Here is a 21,197-nt window from a genome sequence, read left to right on the forward strand (position 1 = left end):
CATGTAAAATCTGCAACCCCATTTCTTAAGTAAGCGATGCTAAAACACCATACCCTATTGCTCACCCTAGTTGCACTCCTATTTTCAGCGACGGGCTGGTCACAGCAGCTTTCAGATAAAGCATTCAATCCTGTAATCGAAAACCCCCAGTATAAAAAAGGACAAGGTCCAATTCTTTTACTGGATGAAGCCCATAGCAACTTTCATACATTAGACGGGAGGTTTAGCACATTTGCCCATGTACTGGAGAAAGATGGATACGTTGTAAAGGCATCAATAGAACCCTTTTCAAGTGAACAGCTCGGAAAAGGAAAAATCCTTGTGGTCGCGAACGCCTTGAATGCTTCAAATCTTGAGAACTGGAGCCTGCCAACCCCGCCTGCATTTACGGATACTGAAATTGAGGCAGTGAATGGATGGGTCAAAGAGGGAGGCTCTCTTTTTTTAATTGCTGACCACATGCCTTTTCCAGGTGCTGCAGAAAGTTTGGCAGCATCCTTTGGTTTCAAATTTTACAATGGCTTCGCCATGAAAAAAGGAGGTAATAAAGCTATTTTTTCACCTGGAAATGGGCTAATCGAGAACGTCATTACAAAAGGTAGAGATGAAAAGGAAACCGTCACATCCGTGCAAACTTTTACCGGTCAAGCTTTTGAAATCCCCAAAGATGCTACCCCTATAGTAGTTCTTGATTCCAAATATGAGTTGAAAATGCCGCAAACAGCTTGGCAATTTGAGAAGGATACACCTACAATTTCAGCGGATAACCTAGTCCAGGGAGCTTACATGAACTACGGAGAAGGGAGAATAGTCCTATTTGGTGAAGCGGCTATGTTCACCGCACAACTTCAGGGCAGCCATAAAGTAGGAATGAATCAAAAAAGTGCCTTTCAAAACATTCAATTCCTGCTTAACATTATCCATTGGCTTGATGGCAAACTTGATTGATAATCCGAAGGCAAAATTTGGATTTTACACGCTTATGTAGCTAGGCAGATTCAAATCACTGCATAAAAAATTCCGACAGAATCGCGAGCCCAGCTGCAAAAAAGCTTACCAATAACTTATTCAGCTGGAACTTGTGGTGGGGGCTGCTTTCAAAAAAGATAGTCGTAGAAATATGGAGAAATCCTCCAGCCACCAAGCCGTACAGAATCCCTATCCCTTGTTTTTCAAGCAATCCTCTTTCAAACAAAAATGAACTGGATAGCATGCCAAGTGGCGAAGCCAAAGCAAAAAGAGTCAATAAAACCAATGTTGCTTTCTTGCTCAAACTACTGGAAAGTACAGCTGCCAACGCAAAAGCTGCAGGTCCCTTGTGCAGGAGAATACCGAGTAATATAGTTTTACTATTATGCGTATGGCCAAGGGCATGCGCTCCCTGATCCATCAAATCTCCATGTGAAAGTAAGGTCCCTTCGAGAAATGCATGAATAAATAAGCCGAGCATGACAGTGGTCATGGCTTTGCTTCCCTGATGTTCATGTGTATGAATATGGCCATGCTCGATACCGCTAGACCAAAATTCCAGCAATTGCTGAAGCAGAAATCCAATCAGAATGTATAACCCCATTCTTTTACTGTTAAATCCACTGTCAAATAGCTCAGGTAAAATATGAAGGATTGTAATCGAGAATAGATAAGATCCAGCAAATACCAACACAAGCCGAAAGTATTTCTCTCTAAATTGCGGGGCAAAAAAAACCATCGATCCTGCGATCATGGCGGTGAGAAAAAGAAGTAAAAATTTAAATTCCATCGACCTAAGCTATTTTTCCAGGTGAAAAGGGGAACGCTATAACTCCTGCAAAGGTAATAAAATTCAATACTGTTGCATTTAAAATTAATTCTCTAGCGGAAAAGACAGGAAGGGTTTCAAACGCTCACTTGCAAAAGTTTTAAACCCTCCATTTCCATCATCATAAATTAAAAAAACTTCGATCTCATTAAGAGCAGAATCCAAGGCTATTGCCTTATCTTTTCCAATCACCATCATTGCAGTAGCATAAGCATCAGCCATCATACAATTATCCGCCACAACAGTAGCTGAGAGTAGGGTGTGGCTGACAGGATATCCTGTGACAGGATTGATCGTATGGGAAATTTTCACCGAGTCACGCACATAGTAATTTCTATAATTACCTGACGTCGCCATTCCCCTATTTTGCAAGGCTATAATACTGATTAGATCAGTGCTATTGGCAGACTCTTCAGGACGGTTCACCCCGACTTTCCAGAGTTCTCCTTTCTCGTTCAGCCCATGGGCCACTAATTCTCCACCTATCTCAACCAAGTAATCGGAGATACCTTTGTTATCCAAAAAATCAGCTACCACGTCCGAGCCATAGCCCTTTGCAATAGCTGAAAAATCAAGATAAATCCCTGAAACTTTTTTGCGAAGCTGCTTTTGATCAAATTCAATTTTGTCAAACCCTACTTTTGACAAAAGATTTTTGATATCCACACTGTCCTTGAGTTCTGGTCCGCCGGGACCAAATCCCCAAATGTTTACCAAAGGCCCCACAGTAGGATCAAAAGCCCCGTTGGTATTTTCGTAGACGGTTTGGGAAGCATCCAGAACAGGGAGTAAATAAGGCAAGCTGAAGTCCAACGTGTCACCTTGGTTAAATTTACTCAGTTCGGAATCGGGAATGTAGGTAGAAAGGCTTTGGTTGAAAACGAGTAAAAGTGAATCAACCGATGCCTGAAGATCACGATTCTCCCTGTCGAGATAAGTAATGTTGTAGGTGGTTCCCATTGTTTTTCCCGAAAGGATCATTTTCCCTGCCACAACCTGCGTCTCCGTCAGAATCACTTCTGTTTTATCACGGTTTCTCCATAAGTATACCACCATGATAGCTGTCAATAGGAGGATTGAATAAATTATATTTTTACGGGCGTTGCGGCGCATGATTAGTTGAATTTGAGGGCAAATTTAAAGTTTATTTTTCAGTTTCGAAGGGAAAGGGACGGATTCAAAAATGCGCGAGAAGACATTCGTATTTTTCTATATTTGTAGGTGTACGGATTAACATATGAGAGAAGATTATTTAAGCGGGGAAGATGAAAGTCTAAGCCCAAAGGACAAGGAATTCGAAAAAGCTTTACGCCCTCTAAGCTTTGAAGACTTTACGGGCCAATTTAAAATAGTAGAGAATCTTCGCGTTTTTGTATTAGCTGCGAAGCGCCGGAATGAGCCTTTGGATCATGTGCTATTGCACGGCCCTCCAGGCTTGGGAAAAACAACACTCAGCTACATTATAGCAAATGAGCTGCATGCTGGTATCAAAATCACCTCAGGTCCTGTACTGGATAAACCTTCTGATCTGGCCGGATTGCTGACCAATCTAGAAGAAGGAGATGTCCTTTTTATAGATGAGATTCACCGTCTGAACCCGATAGTGGAGGAATACTTATATTCTGCCATGGAAGATTTCAGGATAGATATTATGCTGGATTCTGGCCCAAATGCGCGTTCGGTTCAGATTTCGCTGAGTCCATTTACTTTAATAGGGGCCACCACTCGCTCAGGTTTGTTGACTTCTCCGCTTCGAGCGAGATTCGGGATCAATTCCAGATTGGAATACTACGATGCAAAATTATTGACGGATATCGTTACGCGTTCCGCAGGCATTTTACAGACTCCCATAGATGAAATCGCCGCTTTTGAAATCGCCAGAAGGAGCCGGGGAACGCCAAGGATCGCGAACATGCTACTTCGCCGGACACGTGACTTTGCCGAAGTAAAAGGAGACGGTACAATTACGCTCGAGATCTCGAAAATTGCATTGGATGCATTAGATGTAGATGTCAATGGATTGGATGAAATGGACAATAGAATCCTGCTCACCATTATCGAGAAGTTCAAAGGAGGGCCAGTAGGGCTGAGTACAATCGCCACTGCCTGCGGTGAAGAAGCCGAGACTATAGAAGAGGTTTATGAGCCTTTCTTGATCCAGGAAGGCTATCTGAAAAGAACCGCTAGGGGAAGGATGGCTACTGAGCTGGCATATAAGCATCTAAAAATCAAACCTGCTCAAGGAATGGGTGGCTTGTTTGAAGGGATGTGAAAAATTAATCTGGATTTAATACCACTTCAAAGAAGTTTCATACACCAGTTCAAGTCTATAAATGGCTTGAATAACAAAAAGAAAATGCCGTCGGCTATTTATTATCCAACGGCATTTAGTTGTTTTTTTGTGTTCTTACCCGTAAATCTCTTCTAAAATCTGTGCTAGTCGAACACTGGCTGCAATCAGCCTTTCTTCCAGTAGCGGCATATTTTCATAGCCATATGCATAGGAGATTTTCTTGTTTTCGGGCAGCTCATATAGGGATGGTCTTGCCGCAACAGCCTCTGCCAGCCAATCCTGCATAGTACCTGAACGGTACTTTGCAATCAAATCTTTATTTAATCTTCTAAAAAGCTCATCGCCAATTTCCGTATAGCTCATCGATTTGCTATCAATGATGCCGCTATCCCACACAGCATGCAGGTTGGTGGTTTTGCCGAAGTATTCGACCTTCACATCATTTCCTCCTTTGTCTTCTCCTGTTCCCACATGGAGAGGCTGATGGATATCCTCCACTAGGTGGATAAGCATTTTTAGTAATTCCGCTTCTTTCTCAGGTTCTAGGTTTTCTGCTTTTAGCTCATTTTTGATACGGTTGATTTCTCCATAAACATTTCCGCCTTTTTCCTGAATAGACTCATCGTATTCGCCGTTTTTACTGGTCATGTAATGCCAGGAATAGGCATAATCAAACGCATGATCCGATTTGATCTCATCCATCCAAGTTCCACTTCTGCCTATAGACATGGGGTGAAGCACTTTCTCTACCTTCCTCCGAACAGATTTTTTCAACTGTTTTTCTGCCATATAACCAATCAAATAGTGCCCCAGCTGTCCCCAAGCAAAGGTTTGGCTAACTAGCAGAAAAACAAAAGCTGAAGTGGTTAAGAGTTTTTTCATTCTAGAAAATGTCTAATAAAGCAAGAAAGTTACTGGAAAAGAACTAAAAGGGAGTTAAGGCAAGTTTACGCTTTTTCGAGTTCGGATACGGCCAAAAATGCCATCAAGCCAGCACCAATTTCCAGCGCATCTTCATCTATATCAAACGTGGGGGTATGAACTCCGGAGGTAATTCCTTTGGCTTCATTTCTTGTCCCTAATCTGTAAAAACAGCCAGCAACTTCCTGGGAATAGAAAGCAAAATCCTCTGCCGCCATCCAAATATCCAGATCAAGGACATTATCCTCACCAAGATATGCTATTGCTGCCTGATGGGACCTTTGAGTCAGCTCTGGGTCATTTTTCAAAAACGGGTACCCTTTTTTGATATCAAAATCAACCTCTCCTCCCATTCCTTCTACTATTCCTTTGGCGATCGATAGCATTTTCTCATGAGCCTTAGCTCTCCAGGTTTCGTCAAGCGTACGGAATGTTCCTTGGATCTTCACTTCATTAGGGATCACATTTGTAGCACCCAATGCCTCCACTCTTCCAAAGGAAAGGACAGAAGGAATCTTCGGACTGGCAGCCCTACTGACCACTTGCTGTAGCGCAACGATCATATGGGAAGCGATCAAAACTGGATCAATCAATGTCTCGGGCATGGCAGCATGACCTCCTTTGCCTTTTACCGTCACGTAAATTTCATCAGCACTGGCCATATAGATTCCAGGTCGGAAGCCGACCTTGCCCACTTCAATAAAGGGCATCACGTGCTGACCAATAATTCCGTTTGGTCGTGGATTTTCAAGCACTTTATCAGCGATCATCAACGAAGCGCCACCAGGGGCCACTTCTTCACCTGGTTGAAAAATCAGTTTGATAGTACCTTCAAATTGCTCTTTTACCTCATTAAGAATTTTGGCCGCGCCAAGGAGGGATGCGGTATGGGCATCGTGGCCACAGGCATGCATTACTCCGGGATTCTGGGATTTGTAGGTAACGTCATTTGCCTCAATGATCGGCAAGGCATCCATATCCGCCCTAAGAGCTACTACGCGCTTACCCGGATTTTTGCCTTCAATCAAAGCCGCCCAACCTGTATCTGCCTTCGATTCAATAGTAGTAATTCCAATCTCCTGAAGTTTCTGTTTAACAAACGTTGAGGTGCGGTACTCTTGGAAAGAAAGTTCAGGGTTAGCATGGAGATGGCGACGATTTGCAATTACTTCTTCTTTATAGGCCTTCGCCAGAGATTTAATTTTGTCCTTCAGCATCTTCTTGATTGAGTTCATTTAGGGTCTTAAATTCTCCCCGTTGAAAGCGATCTTGGATTATCCGCGCTGTAGGGAATTGTGTTTTTAGCTCAGCAAAGCTTTTTTGAGCTTCTATTTTGTGCACAAATTTTCCAACTTTTACCAAATACCTAGGCTGTTGATATTGCATTTCAGGAGTGAGGTCAGAAAAATTTGCAACAATGTCATCGCGTGTCGTAAATGCCTTATTTCTATCTACGCCAGAATAAACCAATACTGAGTATCCGCTGAAATAGGGCTCAGCTTTATTCCTGCTTACTAAACTAGCCTGCACTTGGTCCAATTGCTCATCTATCGCCTCAGTAGATTCCGAAGATCCATCGGATGATTTGGCCATCTGTGCACGATAATCTGGGTATAACGGCAATGAAGGGCCCAGATTTTCTTGATAATTCGCATAGCCGGATGCGGTACTCGATGCTTTTCCTGTTGATTTGCAACTCGCAAATACCAATACCAATCCTAAAATCCAGAAAATTCTCATGCTTCCTTAATTATCGATGATTACACACTTACCTTCCTGCACATCCTGTTCCACACTTTTATATTTTACATCTGATTTGGTGGTACCATTGGTGTATTGAACAGAAACTTTATCATTTCTTCCGTAAACCTTATCTGATTTCCGGGGAGCCACTACTTGAGGAGCTGGTCTTCCGGCATTGGAAGCAGCAACAGCAGCACGGTTGGCACCAGGATTCAGTGTACTTCCGGCATCAGCTTTAGAAGCTTGTACATGCGGCTCCGAGGTCCGTTGGGGAGCAGCAGCATGGACCTGATTGGGATCTTGCTTAGGCAAATCTGCCCGTGTCAAGAAAGAGGTCATGTCCTCATTCAGTTTACCAATAAAGCGCTTAAACATCTCAAATGCCTCAAACTTATAGATCAAAAGAGGGTCTTTTTGCTCATAAACGGCATTTTGTACCGACTGCTTCAGATCATCCATGTCTCTTAGGTGCTCTTTCCAGTTCTGATCTATGATGGCAAGTGATACATTTTTCTCAATTGCTCTGACCAGTTCTCTACCTTCAGAATTAACTGTATTCTCCAGGTTCACTACCACTCCGATTTGCTTGATTCCATCAGAAATCGGCACCATGATATCCTTCACCGTAGCCCCCCTTTCTTCCTGTACCCGCTTGAAAATCGGAAGCGCAGTGCTCATCATCACTTCATTTTTCTTTTGATAGGTTTCAAAAGCAATAGTGTAGAGCTCCTGGGTCAATTGAGCTGCATCTTTAGCTTTCAAATCATTTTCAGACACATTGTGATCGACTCCAAGTGTAGTGAACACATTCATTCTGAAATCTTCTGGATCAGTGTGGGATTTACCCAAATCTACCAGTCCTTCACATACATCATAAAGAATGTTCAAAATATCCAGCTCCAGCCTTTCACCTTTCAGTGCGTTTCTTCTTCTTTTATAGACTACTTCACGCTGTGAGTTCATCACATCATCGTATTCAAGTAGTCTCTTTCTGGTACCAAAGTTATTTTCCTCCACCTTACGTTGAGCCCGCTCGATAGACTTAGAAATCATGCTATGCTGGATCACTTCGCCTTCTTCCAGACCCATTCTATCCATCAGCTTAGCGATACGGTCAGAACCGAACAGTCGCATTAAGCTGTCTTCCAGGGACACAAAGAACTGGGAAGAACCCACATCACCCTGTCGGCCAGATCGACCACGAAGCTGCCTATCGACACGGCGGGATTCATGACGCTCTGTACCGATGATGGCCAAACCTCCTGCTTTTTTTGCTTCTGGGGAAAGCTTAATATCGGTACCACGACCAGCCATGTTCGTTGCAATTGTTACCGTGCCTGCTTGACCCGCAATTGCCACTACATCAGCTTCCTTAGCATGCTGCTTCGCATTCAGTACTTGATGAGGAATTTTCTTCAAGGTCAGCATTCTGCTCAGAACTTCAGAGATTTCCACCGAAGTCGTACCCACTAAAACGGGTCTGCCCGCAGCGACTAACTCATTGATTTCATCACCAACTGCATTGAACTTCTCGCGGACAGTTTTATAAACTTTATCATCTCGGTCAGCTCTGATAATTGGCTTATTAGTAGGAATAACAACCACATCCAATTTGTAGATTTCCCAGAATTCACCTGCTTCAGTTTCAGCTGTACCGGTCATGCCAGCCAGTTTGTGATACATTCTAAAGTAGTTCTGAAGGGTAATCGTAGCGTAAGTTTGCGTAGCATCTTCCACCTTCACATTTTCCTTCGCCTCAATCGCCTGGTGTAATCCGTCCGAATAGCGGCGTCCTTCCATCACACGCCCTGTCTGTTCGTCTACAATCTTCACTTTGCCATCCACCAAAATATATTCGGTATCCCGCTCAAACATACAATATGCTTTGAGCAATTGGTTGACCGTGTGAATCCGTTGCGCTTTGACACTGTAATCCTTGATTGCTTCCTCTTTGCGGACAAGCTTTTCTGTATCAGAAATGCCTTGGGTTTTTTCTAAATCAGCTATCAAGACTCCGATATCGGGAAGGATGAAAAACTCCGAATTTTCATTCTTAGTAGTCATTGTCTCTATACCGCGATCGGTCAGATCGACTACATTGGTTTTTTCATCAATGGTAAACAAAAGCGGCTCATCCGCTTCCGGCATTTGACGCTTATTATCTTGCAAATAATAATTCTCTGTCTTCTGAAGAATCACACGGATCCCCGGCTCAGAAAGGTATTTAATCAATGGCTTATACTTCGGCATTCCACGGAAAGCACGGAATAGCGCCAATCCACCTTCTTTATCATTACCATCAGCAATCATTTTCTTAGCTGAGCTCAAGAAACCTTGAACCAGCTTGCGTTGCTCATCTACTAGTGTAGAGACCCTAGGCTTCATGTCATCAAATTCATGCACATCCCCTTTTGGAACCGGTCCAGAGATAATCAATGGCGTTCTAGCATCATCAATCAACACCGAATCGACCTCATCAATCATTGCAAAGTGATGCTTACCCTGAACTAAGTCTCCCGCCTCACGGGCCATGTTATCTCTTAAGTAATCAAAGCCAAACTCGTTATTGGTGCCATATACGATATCAGACCTATAGGCTTTCTTACGTCCTGCTGAGTTGGGAGTATAGTTATCTATACAATCCACCGTCAGCCCGTGGAATTCAAAAAGTGGTGCATTCCACTCCGAATCACGCTTGGCCAGGTAATCATTCACAGTCACGATATGGACTCCCCGCCCAGCCAGCGCATTAAGATAGGCTGGAAGGGTGGAAACCAATGTTTTACCTTCTCCTGTCGCCATTTCGGCAATTTTACCTTTATGAAGGACCATACCGCCTATCAACTGCACGTCGTAGTGAACCATGTCCCAAACTACTTCAGTCCCTGCAGCCATCCATTTGTTATGCCAGATGGCATCATCGCCTTGGATCTCTACATGTGGCCTATTTGCAGAGAGCTCACGATCACGGTCAGTTGCCTGTACGGCTAACTTTCCATTCTCTTTGAAGCGTCTTGCCGTCTCTTTTACTACTGCAAATGCCTTTGGCAAAACTTTCTCCAAGACTACTTCCAAGGCTTCATTACGGTCCTTTTCTATCTGGTCTATCTGATTGAAAAGCTGATCCTTTTCATGAATAGCTTTTATTGGTAACTCGTCTACCTTTGATCTGATGGTACTGATCTTATCATCAAATTCCTTCAGATGAGTGTTGATTTCTACCTTGATTTCTTCAGTTTTAGCTCGCAATTGATCATCGCTGAGACTCTTTAATCCAGAAAAAACCTCATTGATCTGTGTGACGATAGGAAGAAGTTCTTTTATATCTCTATCGGACTTGGTTCCAAATACTTTTGCAAGTCCTTTTGCTATAATATCTAACATGCTAGCTTTTTGTGATTCTCTAATAGGGCTTTAAAATTAAGTCCTTTTTGTTACAATTGATAATTAAACCAATCCATTGGAGCAGAATACCAATGCCCGGTTATACGGTTATTTTTCCAGAATATACTTGTTCTGCAGGACCAATCAGCCATACTTCCTTATAGCCATTATTTCCGACAGCTTGAAATTTCACTGATAACTGCCCCCCAAGGGTCTGGATTTTAACAGTCGCTTTTTCTTGATCTTTGCCAAAGGCAATTGCAGCTGCCGTCACCCCTGTGCCGCAGGAGAGTGTTTCATCCTCTACTCCCCGCTCATAGGTCCGGACGTATATTTCATCGTCACCGACTTTTTCCACAAAATTGACATTCGTACCGGAGGGAGCATATTCCTGATCGTATCTTACTTTCTTGCCTTCCGCGAAAATGGGGTAATCCTGTATATTATCTACAAATCGAATATGATGAGGTGAGCCTGTGTTGACAAAATAATCTTCATTTTTAGTCTCTACTCGGTCCACATCCCCCATTTTCAATTGCACTACATCACTCCCGATGATCGCTTCATGAGCTCCATCTATGGCCAGAAAGTTAGTTTCTGTCTTTACTATTCCAAGAAAAGCTGAAAATGCTACAGCACAGCGAGCGCCATTTCCACACATACTTTGACTTCCGTCGGCATTGAAATAAATCATTTCGAAGTCGAATTCTTTGTGATCTCTGATCAAAATCAATCCATCTGCGCCCACGCCGAACTTTCGGTCGCACAGCTTACTGACTAGACTTAAATCCTTTTCATCAAACTTTAGCTCCCGATCATCGATCATGACGAAGTCATTGCCTGTGCCCTGATATTTATAAAATGAGATTTCCATGTTTTATTCATGATGCGCTTGGACAAAAACCCATCCAAGCGAATGTTGCGGGACAAACTTAAGCAACTTGTCACAAATTCAGACTTATTGTCTGATTCTCAATTTAAAATCCGTCAGATAATTCTGTTTTAGCAATATCCTCAACCAAACTGAAAGGTTCATAAGGCTGACTCATCTAAAATGAAATTTCCTCTTTCGAAAACATCTCAATTCCGTCCTTTAAAGCAACACCTTGCCAATAATTTCTACAAGGATTTGTTTACCTGCGTCTAAATCTGAAAATCTAGGGACGTGTGAAAAACCATTCTCATTAGTTGCTGAATAAGCCATGATCTGACAACAATAATCTCGTTAAAAAAAGAACTTAAAAAGTGAAATCTATAGGAATTATTTGATCTATTTTTCTTCTAGTCAACTACTTATAAACAAATTGAAAACTCAGTAAGTGTCTGTTTTTCTTATCAGGCAAGGGATAATTGTGCCCGTTTAGATTTTTATGAAAATGTTTCTTTCTATCCGCTTCAATCTATCAATGGATGGAGAAAAGTTTCGAAATGGCATTTGTGTTGAAAAGGCATCAGGAACCAAAATGTTAAAAACTTATGAAATTGAATCTTGGAAAAATAGCCTTTGCTGCACTGGTCATCCCGGCAGGTTTGGGACTATTCTCTTGCGAATCAGAAGATGAAAACCCGATTTCAGAATCTGAAACCCAGGCTTCATTGAAAGCCACAGCTGCACACCCTAATTCAGATTCTTCAGAAAGCGGAAGGTTTACACTCAGTGGGTTTACTGTGAATGAATTTATGGTAGGGACTCAAAATGTAGAAATGAAGTATTATACTTCCGCAGACTTAGTGACAGGAATTGATTTAGGCGGGATACAGCTTAAAACCGCCTTAAACGCAGAATTACAAAGCTCTTCCTCACAGGAAAAAACCCTTACATTGCTATCCAATGGAGAAACTAAAATTTCTTTGGTAGGTGAAGGAAGTACACCAAAAGGAAATTACAAAGAAGTGTCTTTTTCACTTTATAAAGCTCAAAGCAGTGAGGATCCGATGTATCAGAAATCTTTGTTCATCACTGGAGAAATCAATGGCAAGTCAACTCAGTTTTGGACTGAAACCGAAAAGGTGATAGAAGCTACGGCAGAATCTGAATCAGGAATTGAGGTAGAAAACAATACAGAATTACTACTCTCTTTTGAAATGGAAAAGCTTTTCGCAGATGTTGATTTTAGCACCGCCACAGATGCCAATAATGATGGTAAAATTGAAATCAGTCCAAACAGCCCAGATGGAAATTCAGAAATTTTAGTCCAGATAGAAGCTAATATTGAAAACTCCGTAGTGCTGAAAAAACGATAAGCCAGATTAGATTATTCTTCAAAAAGACCGGTAAATCCGGTCTTTTTGATTTATTTCAGGCTTTCATTTATTCAAAAATTATGCAAGATCCTAAGTCACTTACTTCAGTCGCTTTATTTCACGAAACATTCAAACATCCCGTTTTACCTTCCCCCATTATTCCGGACAAAGTAAGATGTGATTTGCGCGTCTCCCTTTTAGCTGAGGAGCTGAAAGAATTCCAAGAAGCTATTGCAAATAATGACCTGGTAGAAGTGGCGGATGCCCTCTGCGATTTACAATATGTACTTTCTGGGGCAATTTTAGAATTTGGCCTGGGAGAAAAATTCAAAACACTTTTCGACGAAGTGCAGCGCTCAAATATGAGCAAAGCCTGTAAAACCGAAGATGAGGCCAAAGCAACAGTAGCTCATTACAACGCAAAGGGCACAGAATGCTTCTACGAAAAAGAGGGTGAGTTGTATTTGGTCTTCAGGGAAGGGGACAGAAAAACATTGAAATCCGTAGCCTATTCACCTGCAGATCTAGAAGGGATCATCAAATCATAAAATAACCCCAAGAGGAGCGTTTCAAGTGTTTTCCTTGATAATTCTTCAGTTGTAGCGGATTCATGGCTATTATAGAGTGGAATATCCAATCTGGGCCGGCATTAAAGCCGGCCTTTTCCTATTGCCAGCACAGCCAAAATCCCTTACTTTTCACCATAGCATCGAATAACGTTCGATCAAACGAAATAATCTAAAAGCCACCTGATTAAAAAGGGAACTTTCTGCGAGGTCTATCACCCAAACCGAAGGTATCCTGGCACAATCGTGCGCGCCTGGTGCCTTGACGATAGCGGGCTTGGTTGCTTATGGATAGAAATGCTTCGTGCCAAAAGATTCTTCGTTTGTATTTGAAATCCGGAATTTTTGTACTACCATTTTCTACTATCATAGTATTAGTAATACGCTTTATTATTAATTAAGTACTCTTATGGTATCGTTTATTTCTCCAAATAAAGCCCAGCAAAAAATCGCTGACAGCGTCCGAAAATGACGTATTATGATGGAACTGACACAAGAAGGGTTAGCCGAGCAGTCAGGGGTTGCTCTTGCGACCTTGCGAAAGTTTGAGCAAAAGGGGCACATCTCCCTGGAATCCTTTTTAAAGCTGCTGTGGATTGTCGGTGGATTGGAAGAACTTCTTCATTCTCTAAATCCTCCAAAGCCGAATTTCACATCAATCGACGAAGTGTTAAAAGACGGTGGCCGTAGGGAGCGAAAAAGAGGTCGTAAGAAATGACTAAGCTTGTCACAGAAGTTAAGGCCGGAGCTATGCGGACTACATTGATTCTCTGTATCTTGAGTGAATTCAAAAGATTTAGTTAGAGGATCGAGAGTAGCGTTCAGCTTTGTCCGAAAGGTCGCATTCCTACACTAATGCGGTGAATAGAACCAATATTCACCGCATTTTTTGCAAGATTTATATTGACGGTGCGGTGAAAACCTGGTATATTTACCGTAAATTATGCGGTGAATAATGTATGTCTACCAACAAAAAACATGGCCGGACTTCTCTTGGGATGTAAGTAAACTTGCTTCACTATTGGCATCTGTACGCCACAAGCAGGGAAAACTCACAGGGCGAATGATTAGCCTTGGTTTTGATCTTCAAGAAGAAGCTATGCTGCAAACGATTACACAAGACGTGCTTAAGACAAGTGAAATCGAAGGCGAACATCTCAATGTTGATCAGGTTCGTTCATCTGTCGCTCGAAAATTGGGCATGGATATCGGTGGATCAATTCCAGCTGATCGCCATGTGGAAGGGGTAGTTGATATGCTTTTGGATGCCACTCAGAATTACGAGAGATCCCTAGATGACGAACGTTTATTTGGTTGGCATGCTGCAATGTTTCCAACAGGGAGAAGTGGCATGCATAAAATTACCGTTGGGTCATGGAGAACACCAGAAACAGGTGCTATGCAAGTCGTTTCCGGTGCCATGGGAAAAGAGAGAGTGCATTTTGAAGCTCCTCAATCAGAAATCGTTGCTCAAGAAATGGAAGCGTTTTTCGACTGGTTCAATTCTGAAGCAGATATAGATCCCGTACTAAAAGCGGCCATCGCTCATTTGTGGTTTGTAACTATTCACCCGTTCGATGATGGAAATGGGCGTATAGCACGAGCAGTAAGTGATTTGCAGTTAGCGCGATCCGATGAAAGCAAACAGCGCTTTTACAGTATGTCTGCTCAGATCCAAAAAGAAAGAAAACAGTATTATGAGATTTTGGAAAAAACTCAAAAAGGAGATCTTGATATCACCAAATGGTTACTTTGGTTCCTATCTTGTCTTGAGCGAGCGTTAGTCCAGGCAGAAGAAACGCTAAACTCCGTTCTCAATAAGGCGAATTACTGGAATTTCTTGAATACCAAATCACTCAATGAACGTCAGAAGCTGATGATGAACAAACTTCTGGATGGATTTGACGGGAAACTCAATACTTCGAAATGGGCAAAAATCACCAAAGTTTCTACAGACACCGCGCTAAGGGATATTCAAAATCTTGAAGAGCAGGGAGTGCTTGCAAAACAACTAGGTGGTGGCAGAAGTACTAGCTATGAATTAGTACAGCTATGAAAAAGGTAACAAAAAATACTTTTGAACAAATTTTTGTTACTACTTTTTCGTCATCGCCAATAAAATTGAATGTAATTTCACCTTCGCTTCGACTATTTGTATCTGGATTGGCTTGCGCCCTAGAAACTTTTCCAACATAACTTCCTTGAATGCCTTCGTCAAGCGTTTTCAGTCTAGAAAGTATTGATTCCATAGGGATATTGTGCCCGTGATTCCAAAAAAAAAGCTCCCCTTTTGAGGAAGCTCTAAATTGCTGATTATCAGCTGTACCAGGAGCGGGAATCGAACCCGCACGGCCTTACGGCCACAAGATTTTAAGTCTTGCGTGTCTACCTATTCCACCATCCCGGCTTCACTTGGTCATTCCCAAGCTACTGTTTCCGTGAAACAAGAAAGCCCTTGAATCAAGGGCTTTTTGAGCGGGAGACGAGATTCGAACTCGCGACCCCGACCTTGGCAAGGTCGTGCTCTACCAGCTGAGCTACTCTCGCGTCATGTAAACCGGAACGTGATCCAGTTGAATTGTGGATGCAAAGGTAAGCACCAGAAATAAAATCACAAACATTACTTCGTTATTTTTTAGTGATTCCCTTCTTTAATCATACTTATCATTGATATTCAAGGGAATATCAAAAAGGATAGGTTGATAATATTTTCACCATTTCACCCACATTTTTAGCTTTGAGCTTCTTTAGAATGTTTTTACGGTGTGTAGCCACTGTATTTACAGAAATATTCAAACGCTCAGCTATTTCCTTGGACTCTTTCCCCTCTAAAATCAAGGTTACGATTACTTTCTCTTTTTTTGTCAGAGAGACTGTTCTACTATGTGGAGAATTCTTACTAACAAATATCCGCGTGCCGTCCTCTTTTTGGTAGGAGTAATTCCAATCGTAACTTGAGGTCTTAGGAGGAGTATAAAGCTGCATTATGATATGTAAATCCATTGCAAAATTGCCTGCAGAATCAATTAAATAGGGTCTTACTTTTCCGAGCACCCAGGTGACTTTATTGGTTATTCGATGTACCCAACGAGTGGTATATGAAAATTCAAAAGTATGCTTCTCTTCCAAAGTGAGCTGATGGAAACTGTCAAAAACTATTTTTTGGAAGCGAATAAATTCAGGCCTATCCTCTGGATGAGTCAACGCAAAGGTGGTCTCCATCCCTTTCTCACGAAACATGGAAGAAGGGTAACCAGTCAATTCCCCAACATTTCCCGCAAAAAAGGCCAAATTCAAGCTTCTATAGTCATAACACGCAATCGTCAACCCCTCTCTCATTCCAATGTTCTGGCTCAGCTGCTCAAGCTCTTTAATCTTGCTGTTTTTCTCAGGATGCTCTTGGAACTCCTGCTCTTTCCACTCATGAAAAAATTGTGAATACTTATTTTGCTTTCGCAAATCTTTCAACAATACCTTGTCCATAAAAAATCCTTAGTAGTAGCAAAACTCATTTAAGGCATAAAAATGAACTCTTATGCTTCAATTTTCTTTTTGATTTCATGCAATTTCAAAAGTGCTTCTATAGGCGAAATCGCATTAATGTCAATTCCATCGATAAGCTCTTTTGCCTCCTGGAACTTAGGGTCCAACTCGAACATGCTTAACTGATAGTTGTTTTTAGGAATAGCCTTTATCTTTTCCTTTTGCTCAGCGACAGCCTTGTCTTTTTCCAAATGAGACATGATCTCCGCAGCTCTTAAGACGATTGGATTTGGCATACCGGCCATTTGGGCCACATGGATACCAAAACTGTGTTCGCTCCCTCCGGCCTTAAGCTTACGCATAAAAATCACCTTATTGCCAACTTCTTTTACAGAAACATTGAAATTCTTGATTTTCGGAAAATCAGAAGCCAGTTGATTCAATTCATGGTAGTGTGTCGCAAAAAGAGTCTTTGCCCTAAAAGTCGGGTGATTATGCAGGTATTCCACAATAGACCAAGCGATGGAAATACCATCGTAAGTGGATGTACCCCGGCCGATTTCATCCATTAGCACCAAACTACGATCTGATAAATTATTGAGAATACTTGCCGTTTCTGTCATTTCCACCATAAATGTGGATTCTCCTTTGGATAAATTATCTGAGGCGCCTACCCGGGTAAAGACTTTATCGATAATGCCTATTCTGGCAAAGGATGCCGGCACAAAGCTTCCCATTTGCGCCATTAGCACTGTCAGAGCCGTCTGACGCAGTAGAGCAGACTTACCAGCCATATTGGGGCCTGTAATAATCATGATCTGCTGCGAATCATGATCCAGGTAAATATCATTCGGCACATAATTCTCTCCCGGAGGTAATTGCCTCTCTATCACTGGATGTCGGCCGTCTTTAATTTCAAGGGTTTCTGTCTCTGAGATTTTTGGCCGGGAATAGCCATTGGAAAGAGCAACTTGAGCAAAAGAAAGTAATACATCCAACGTACCAAGAACCCTGGCATTCTGTTGGATTTGAGTGACAAACTGAGCCGTTTCCTGGACAAGGGCCAGAAAAAACCGTAGCTCAATGGCAATCATCTTATCTTCAGCATTTAAGATTTTGTCCTCGTATTCTTTTAGCTCAGGAGTGATATACCGCTCAGCGTTTACAAGTGTTTGCTTTCGGATCCATTCTGCAGGCACCTTATCCTTGTGCGAATGTGTCACTTCAAGATAGTATCCGAATACTTTATTAAATGCGATTTTGAGCGAGGTAATTCCTGTTTTTTGAACTTCGCGCTGTTGGATCTGTACCAAAAAATCCTTGCCTGTATTCGCCAAACCGCGGTATTCGTCCAATTCAGTATCGACTCCATCATTGATAATTCCTCCCTGATGTGTCAGCATAGGAGCATCCTCTTTCAGCTCCTTATCTATTTTCTCCAACAAAAGCTCACAGGGATACAACTGGTCGGAGAGTCTTTGCAGCGTAGGGTTCTTCTGATTTTTGAGGAGTTCCTTGATCGGAAGCGTATTCTTCAGTGCCCGTTTGATTTGGTTTATTTCACGTGGATTTGCCCGGCCTACCACTACTTTCGAAATCAGCCGCTCCAGGTCCCCAATGTGCTTGAGCGGATCAGTTATTTCTTCAATCAGGCCTGAATTCTGGTAGAAAAAGTCTACAACATTCAAACGCTCTTCTATGGTTGTTTTCTCCTTCAGTGGTAGAACCATCCACTTTTTCATCATACGTGAACCCATAGGAGTGACTGTCTGATCTAATATATTGATCAGAGGAACCCCACCTTCGTGCTGTGGAAATACCAATTCCAGATTTCTGATGGTGAATTTGTCCAACCACACATATTTCTCCTCGGCAATCCGTGAAATAGAAGAAATATGCTGGATTTCTTTATGTTCAGTTTCTTCCAAATAATAAAGAATGGCGCCTGCGGCAATTATCCCTGATTCAATTTCTTCTATGCCAAAACCCTTTAGATTTGCCGTACCAAAATGTGTTTTGAGCTTTTCGTAAGTGAAATCATATTGATAAACCCAGTCTTCACAGTGAAAGGTGATAAAATCATTTTTGAGCATCTCAGCAGCTGGCTTTTTAGCTGCCTTGGAAAAAATGATCTCTGCCGGAGCAAAGCTTTGGATCAGCTTTTCGAGATAGGATGCAGTACCTTCTGCACACATAAATTCACCGGTGGAAAGATCTAAAAAAGCAATTCCGTGTTTCTCTTTGCCAAAAGAAATAGAGGCTAGGTAATTGTTTTTCTTGGTATCCAAAACCTGATCATTGAACGAAAGCCCAGGAGTCACCAGTTCTGTCACGCCTCGTTTCACAATGCCTTTTACAGACTTAGGATCTTCGAGCTGATCGCAGATTGCAACACGATTTCCAGCTCTCACCAATTTTGGCAAATAAGTATCCAAAGAATGGTGGGGAAAACCGGCCAATTCGATATGAGACGCTGAGCCATTCGCTCTTTTGGTCAAGACGATATCCAGAATCTTACTGGCCCGCACAGCGTCCTCCCCAAACGTTTCATAGAAATCGCCTACTCGAAAAAGCAATAAAGCACCAGGATGTTTAGCTTTGATTGCATTATACTGCTTCATTAAGGGCGTTTCTTTTCCGTCTTTTGACTTACTCATGGAGGTATGCTTACTTTTATACTAATTTTGGGAAGGGTATTCAATGGGAATATCCCCGAAAATAAGCCATTCACAAAGCAGAACAAAAAAGGATGAAAAAATTAAGCATGGAGGAGCTGGAAAGAGTCTCTGTTGAAGAGTTTAAAAAAATGGATAAGTCTCCCATTATACTCGTTCTGGATAACGTCCGAAGCTTGAATAACGTAGGTTCTGCATTTCGCACGGGAGATGCTTTCGGTGTAGAAAAAATTTACCTCTGCGGAATTACTGGCACTCCCCCTCATCGGGATATTCAGAAAACTGCCTTAGGAGCAACTGAATCCGTAGAATGGGAATATTGCCTGAATACCATGCAAGCTTTGAAAAAATTGAAAGCAATAGGCTATCAGGTCTGTGCGTTGGAGCAGGTAGATCGCTCCATGATGCTGAATGATTTTATTCCTGAAAAAGGAAAAAAATACGCTCTGGTGTTCGGAAATGAGGTTTTTGGAGTAGAAGAAGAAGTGCTCAATGCCTGCGATGCAGTATTGGAAATCCCGCAACTGGGCACTAAGCATTCCTTAAATATCTCCGTATCGCTGGGAATAGCTGTTTGGGATCTGATGGTGAAAACGGAGCAATTCTAATTCTTACTGAAGCGGTACCGGATACCAAAGGACCCCCGAAATAAAGAATCATCTTCAAATCCAAGAATTGGTGCCCCTTCTATATGAAAACCAAAATCCTTTTGCTCAAAAGGGTAGATATTCAAACCTACTGGAACTACAATCCCGTCAAAACTTCCGACTCTTAAACCTGCTCCACCATAGAACTCAAACCGATCTGTCTTTTTGAATATATAATTGGCGACAAGTTCGGCGGATAAATCCTCTAAGTAAGTATCAGTTCCCAATCGGAATTCAGGAATAAAGCGCTCACCAAATTGGTAATTCACCCCAATGAAAGGAAGATTGCTGTGGTGAAATGTGATGGTGGTCTGTGAAAAAGCAGAGACAGAAAATAAACCGAATAAGGAGATCAGTAAGAATTTTTTCATTTGTGTAGAATTAAGTTTAGTAAAAATTCAAAACCCAAGCTCACTTAGCTTAATATGGGTTTTAATCATATTGGAGCTGGCTTTTGCAACAAGCTTACCTGAATCTTTAGTGATTACGGATTCCCAATGATTTAGGTTTGCTCCAGACCGAACTAATTTTGCTGAAACTTCCAATTTCTCCCCAATCTGCGCAGAGGATAAGTAATCGACATTCAGGTTGATACTAGTCATTAAAAATTCCGATCCTACCACAAAATTTCCCATTCCGATCACATCGTCCATCATCAATGAAGCTACTCCACCATGCAGGATTCTGGCAGGGTTGCACATCTCATAAGTGACCGTATAGGATACTTTTATCCATCCCATGTTAATCTCCAGAAGTGTTCCTCCAAGCCAGTTTCCTGCCCTAGAGGGTGTTTTATCTAGCTTCTGGCCAATCAACTTCTTAAATTGCTCCAACTGCGGATTATGGTTTTCCATAGGATTATTCTTGTTCATTTATCAATCTAAAATAGTCTTCTAATAAAGTTTTTAAGGCTTTCTTTTCTTTTGGTTTTGACCAGATAGACTTCCAGGTTGCTCCATCTTTAATTTCAAAATCCGCATCCTTTTCTATCCAAGGGCGGAGCTGTCTAACATACGCAAGAAGTTCAGAATTATTCCCGTTTTCAAGCCGAAATTCTGCTTGCTTCCCCTCTGTAAAAACACGGATTTCCAGTGGCCATTCCACATTTGTTGCTTCTAAATACAGATAAGCTTCGTCTTTTACCGAGTTGAGTACTATGACCAGATCCAACAATGGTTTAGTCTGGGAGATTTCTCTATTTCCATGACGAAACAGGAGCATTCCTGCATCGGATCTACCTTCCCTATCATATCTGATAGCACGCACATTCAAAAAATATAAACGACTGGATGATGTCATTCGGAAAGTCAAATCCTCACCCGTATTATTTGCTCGCCTAGTATTAAAAAAAGATAGAAGCAAGACGAGCAGAATTGATGCTAGGCCAAAAATTTTGAGAATTTTGAGCAGTTCTGGAGATAATATATCGTTTGTTTTTTGCCT

At 41.9% G+C, this 21,197-nt stretch carries 20 protein-coding genes and 2 tRNA genes; 7 read left to right on the forward strand and 15 right to left on the reverse strand.

The window, feature by feature from the left end; genetic code table 11:
* The first annotated feature begins 36 nt into the window (after nucleotides 1-36).
* Nucleotides 37-948: a DUF4350 domain-containing protein gene (locus tag AS141_RS07435; RefSeq protein ID WP_057937012.1), complete on the forward strand. Its 912-nt coding sequence runs from the start codon at nucleotides 37-39 to the stop codon at nucleotides 946-948.
* Between the two features lie 55 nt (nucleotides 949-1,003).
* On the opposite strand, the gene AS141_RS07440 is transcribed toward AS141_RS07435, so the two are convergent.
* Both AS141_RS07440 and AS141_RS07445 read right to left on the reverse strand, forming a co-directional pair.
* On the reverse strand, nucleotides 1,004-1,759 hold the full coding sequence (locus AS141_RS07440; protein ID WP_057937013.1) for a ZIP family metal transporter: 756 nt from the start codon (nucleotides 1,757-1,759) through the stop codon (nucleotides 1,004-1,006).
* 84 nt (nucleotides 1,760-1,843) lie between these two features.
* Entirely contained in the window at nucleotides 1,844-2,911 is a 1,068-nt protein-coding gene (locus tag AS141_RS07445) for an FAD:protein FMN transferase (protein ID WP_057937014.1), read from the reverse strand.
* Between the two features lie 124 nt (nucleotides 2,912-3,035).
* Here AS141_RS07445 and ruvB point away from each other — a divergent pair, with 124 nt between their 5' ends.
* On the forward strand, nucleotides 3,036-4,070 hold the full coding sequence (ruvB, locus tag AS141_RS07450; RefSeq protein ID WP_057937015.1) for a Holliday junction branch migration DNA helicase RuvB: 1,035 nt from the start codon (nucleotides 3,036-3,038) through the stop codon (nucleotides 4,068-4,070).
* Nucleotides 4,071-4,205: 135 nt separating this feature from the next.
* Here the strand turns inward: ruvB and AS141_RS07455 are convergent, their stop codons facing one another.
* From AS141_RS07455 to dapF, 5 genes are all read right to left on the reverse strand, one after another.
* Nucleotides 4,206-4,973, reverse strand: coding sequence for a S1/P1 nuclease (locus tag AS141_RS07455; protein ID WP_057937016.1), 768 nt, complete (start codon nucleotides 4,971-4,973; stop codon nucleotides 4,206-4,208).
* Between the two features lie 65 nt (nucleotides 4,974-5,038).
* Nucleotides 5,039-6,229 (reverse strand): M20 metallopeptidase family protein, encoded by a 1,191-nt coding sequence (locus tag AS141_RS07460; RefSeq protein ID WP_057937017.1) that lies wholly within the window; start codon nucleotides 6,227-6,229, stop codon nucleotides 5,039-5,041.
* A complete protein-coding gene (locus tag AS141_RS07465; protein ID WP_057937018.1) occupies nucleotides 6,210-6,752 on the reverse strand; it encodes a hypothetical protein in 543 nt (180 codons plus the stop codon). Before AS141_RS07465 ends, AS141_RS07460 begins: the two co-directional genes overlap by 20 nt.
* A 6-nt stretch (nucleotides 6,753-6,758) precedes the next feature.
* Nucleotides 6,759-10,139, reverse strand: coding sequence for a preprotein translocase subunit SecA (secA, locus tag AS141_RS07470; protein ID WP_057937019.1), 3,381 nt, complete (start codon nucleotides 10,137-10,139; stop codon nucleotides 6,759-6,761).
* 100 nt (nucleotides 10,140-10,239) lie between these two features.
* Nucleotides 10,240-11,013: a diaminopimelate epimerase gene (gene dapF, locus AS141_RS07475; protein WP_057937020.1), complete on the reverse strand. Its 774-nt coding sequence runs from the start codon at nucleotides 11,011-11,013 to the stop codon at nucleotides 10,240-10,242.
* A 602-nt stretch (nucleotides 11,014-11,615) separates the two neighbouring features.
* Between dapF and AS141_RS07480 the strand changes: the two genes are divergently transcribed.
* The 4 genes from AS141_RS07480 (at nucleotide 11,616) to AS141_RS07495 (ending at nucleotide 15,005) form a co-directional block, all read left to right on the forward strand.
* On the forward strand, nucleotides 11,616-12,383 hold the full coding sequence (locus AS141_RS07480) for a hypothetical protein (RefSeq protein WP_057937021.1): 768 nt from the start codon (nucleotides 11,616-11,618) through the stop codon (nucleotides 12,381-12,383).
* Between the two features lie 80 nt (nucleotides 12,384-12,463).
* The gene (locus tag AS141_RS07485) at nucleotides 12,464-12,931 is read left to right on the forward strand and encodes a pyrophosphohydrolase domain-containing protein (RefSeq protein WP_057937022.1); all 468 of its coding nucleotides are present in this window, start codon (nucleotides 12,464-12,466) and stop codon (nucleotides 12,929-12,931) included.
* Nucleotides 12,932-13,427: 496 nt separating this feature from the next.
* Nucleotides 13,428-13,667, forward strand: a complete 240-nt coding sequence (locus tag AS141_RS07490; RefSeq protein WP_198293509.1) for a helix-turn-helix domain-containing protein — start codon at nucleotides 13,428-13,430, stop codon at nucleotides 13,665-13,667.
* Between the two features lie 237 nt (nucleotides 13,668-13,904).
* The gene (locus AS141_RS07495) at nucleotides 13,905-15,005 is read left to right on the forward strand and encodes a Fic family protein (protein WP_057937023.1); all 1,101 of its coding nucleotides are present in this window, start codon (nucleotides 13,905-13,907) and stop codon (nucleotides 15,003-15,005) included.
* Here the strand turns inward: AS141_RS07495 and AS141_RS25935 are convergent.
* The 5 genes from AS141_RS25935 to mutS form a co-directional block, all read right to left on the reverse strand.
* Nucleotides 14,980-15,198, reverse strand: coding sequence for a hypothetical protein (locus AS141_RS25935; protein ID WP_082632218.1), 219 nt, complete (start codon nucleotides 15,196-15,198; stop codon nucleotides 14,980-14,982). The genes AS141_RS07495 and AS141_RS25935 overlap by 26 nt on opposite strands.
* Nucleotides 15,199-15,272: 74 nt before the next feature.
* Nucleotides 15,273-15,356: transfer RNA gene (locus tag AS141_RS07500), tRNA-Leu, on the reverse strand.
* Between the two features lie 67 nt (nucleotides 15,357-15,423).
* A tRNA-Gly gene (locus tag AS141_RS07505) sits at nucleotides 15,424-15,496 on the reverse strand.
* 138 nt (nucleotides 15,497-15,634) lie between these two features.
* Nucleotides 15,635-16,432 carry a response regulator transcription factor gene (locus AS141_RS07510; RefSeq protein ID WP_057937024.1) on the reverse strand — a complete coding sequence of 266 codons (798 nt, stop codon included), beginning with the start codon at nucleotides 16,430-16,432 and terminating at the stop codon, nucleotides 15,635-15,637.
* Between the two features lie 50 nt (nucleotides 16,433-16,482).
* Nucleotides 16,483-19,089, reverse strand: a complete 2,607-nt coding sequence (gene mutS, locus AS141_RS07515; protein WP_057937025.1) for a DNA mismatch repair protein MutS — start codon at nucleotides 19,087-19,089, stop codon at nucleotides 16,483-16,485.
* A 92-nt stretch (nucleotides 19,090-19,181) separates the two neighbouring features.
* Between mutS and AS141_RS07520 the strand changes: the two genes are divergently transcribed.
* Nucleotides 19,182-19,715: an RNA methyltransferase gene (locus tag AS141_RS07520; RefSeq protein ID WP_057937026.1), complete on the forward strand. Its 534-nt coding sequence runs from the start codon at nucleotides 19,182-19,184 to the stop codon at nucleotides 19,713-19,715.
* Here AS141_RS07520 and AS141_RS07525 read toward each other — a convergent pair.
* From AS141_RS07525 to AS141_RS07535, 3 genes are read right to left on the reverse strand one after another with little or no spacing between them, the layout of a single operon-like run.
* Nucleotides 19,712-20,125, reverse strand: coding sequence for a hypothetical protein (locus AS141_RS07525; RefSeq protein ID WP_057937027.1), 414 nt, complete (start codon nucleotides 20,123-20,125; stop codon nucleotides 19,712-19,714). The genes AS141_RS07520 and AS141_RS07525 overlap by 4 nt on opposite strands.
* 27 nt (nucleotides 20,126-20,152) lie before the next feature.
* Complete coding sequence (locus AS141_RS07530) at nucleotides 20,153-20,608, reverse strand: PaaI family thioesterase (RefSeq protein WP_157243408.1); 456 nt, start codon at nucleotides 20,606-20,608, stop codon at nucleotides 20,153-20,155.
* Between the two features lie 4 nt (nucleotides 20,609-20,612).
* Nucleotides 20,613-21,020, reverse strand: a complete 408-nt coding sequence (locus AS141_RS07535; protein WP_232424841.1) for a hypothetical protein — start codon at nucleotides 21,018-21,020, stop codon at nucleotides 20,613-20,615.
* Between the last annotated feature and the right edge of the window lie 177 nt (nucleotides 21,021-21,197).

Origin of the sequence: Algoriphagus resistens, from assembly GCF_001442615.1 — a bacterium.
Classification (GTDB): Bacteria; Bacteroidota; Bacteroidia; order Cytophagales; family Cyclobacteriaceae; genus Algoriphagus; species Algoriphagus resistens.

Coding starts and splice junctions, on each gene's coding strand:
- AS141_RS07435 (WP_057937012.1), top strand. CDS start 37: ATGCTAAAACACCATACCCTATTGCTCACCCTAGTTGCACTCCTATTT.
- AS141_RS07440 (WP_057937013.1), bottom strand. CDS start 1,759: ATGGAATTTAAATTTTTACTTCTTTTTCTCACCGCCATGATCGCAGGA.
- AS141_RS07445 (WP_057937014.1), bottom strand. CDS start 2,911: ATGCGCCGCAACGCCCGTAAAAATATAATTTATTCAATCCTCCTATTG.
- ruvB (WP_057937015.1), top strand. CDS start 3,036: ATGAGAGAAGATTATTTAAGCGGGGAAGATGAAAGTCTAAGCCCAAAG.
- AS141_RS07455 (WP_057937016.1), bottom strand. CDS start 4,973: ATGAAAAAACTCTTAACCACTTCAGCTTTTGTTTTTCTGCTAGTTAGC.
- AS141_RS07460 (WP_057937017.1), bottom strand. CDS start 6,229: ATGCTGAAGGACAAAATTAAATCTCTGGCGAAGGCCTATAAAGAAGAA.
- AS141_RS07465 (WP_057937018.1), bottom strand. CDS start 6,752: ATGAGAATTTTCTGGATTTTAGGATTGGTATTGGTATTTGCGAGTTGC.
- secA (WP_057937019.1), bottom strand. CDS start 10,139: ATGTTAGATATTATAGCAAAAGGACTTGCAAAAGTATTTGGAACCAAG.
- dapF (WP_057937020.1), bottom strand. CDS start 11,013: ATGGAAATCTCATTTTATAAATATCAGGGCACAGGCAATGACTTCGTC.
- AS141_RS07480 (WP_057937021.1), top strand. CDS start 11,616: ATGAAATTGAATCTTGGAAAAATAGCCTTTGCTGCACTGGTCATCCCG.
- AS141_RS07485 (WP_057937022.1), top strand. CDS start 12,464: ATGCAAGATCCTAAGTCACTTACTTCAGTCGCTTTATTTCACGAAACA.
- AS141_RS07490 (WP_198293509.1), top strand. CDS start 13,428: ATGATGGAACTGACACAAGAAGGGTTAGCCGAGCAGTCAGGGGTTGCT.
- AS141_RS07495 (WP_057937023.1), top strand. CDS start 13,905: ATGTATGTCTACCAACAAAAAACATGGCCGGACTTCTCTTGGGATGTA.
- AS141_RS25935 (WP_082632218.1), bottom strand. CDS start 15,198: ATGGAATCAATACTTTCTAGACTGAAAACGCTTGACGAAGGCATTCAA.
- AS141_RS07510 (WP_057937024.1), bottom strand. CDS start 16,432: ATGGACAAGGTATTGTTGAAAGATTTGCGAAAGCAAAATAAGTATTCA.
- mutS (WP_057937025.1), bottom strand. CDS start 19,089: ATGAGTAAGTCAAAAGACGGAAAAGAAACGCCCTTAATGAAGCAGTAT.
- AS141_RS07520 (WP_057937026.1), top strand. CDS start 19,182: ATGAAAAAATTAAGCATGGAGGAGCTGGAAAGAGTCTCTGTTGAAGAG.
- AS141_RS07525 (WP_057937027.1), bottom strand. CDS start 20,125: ATGAAAAAATTCTTACTGATCTCCTTATTCGGTTTATTTTCTGTCTCT.
- AS141_RS07530 (WP_157243408.1), bottom strand. CDS start 20,608: ATGGAAAACCATAATCCGCAGTTGGAGCAATTTAAGAAGTTGATTGGC.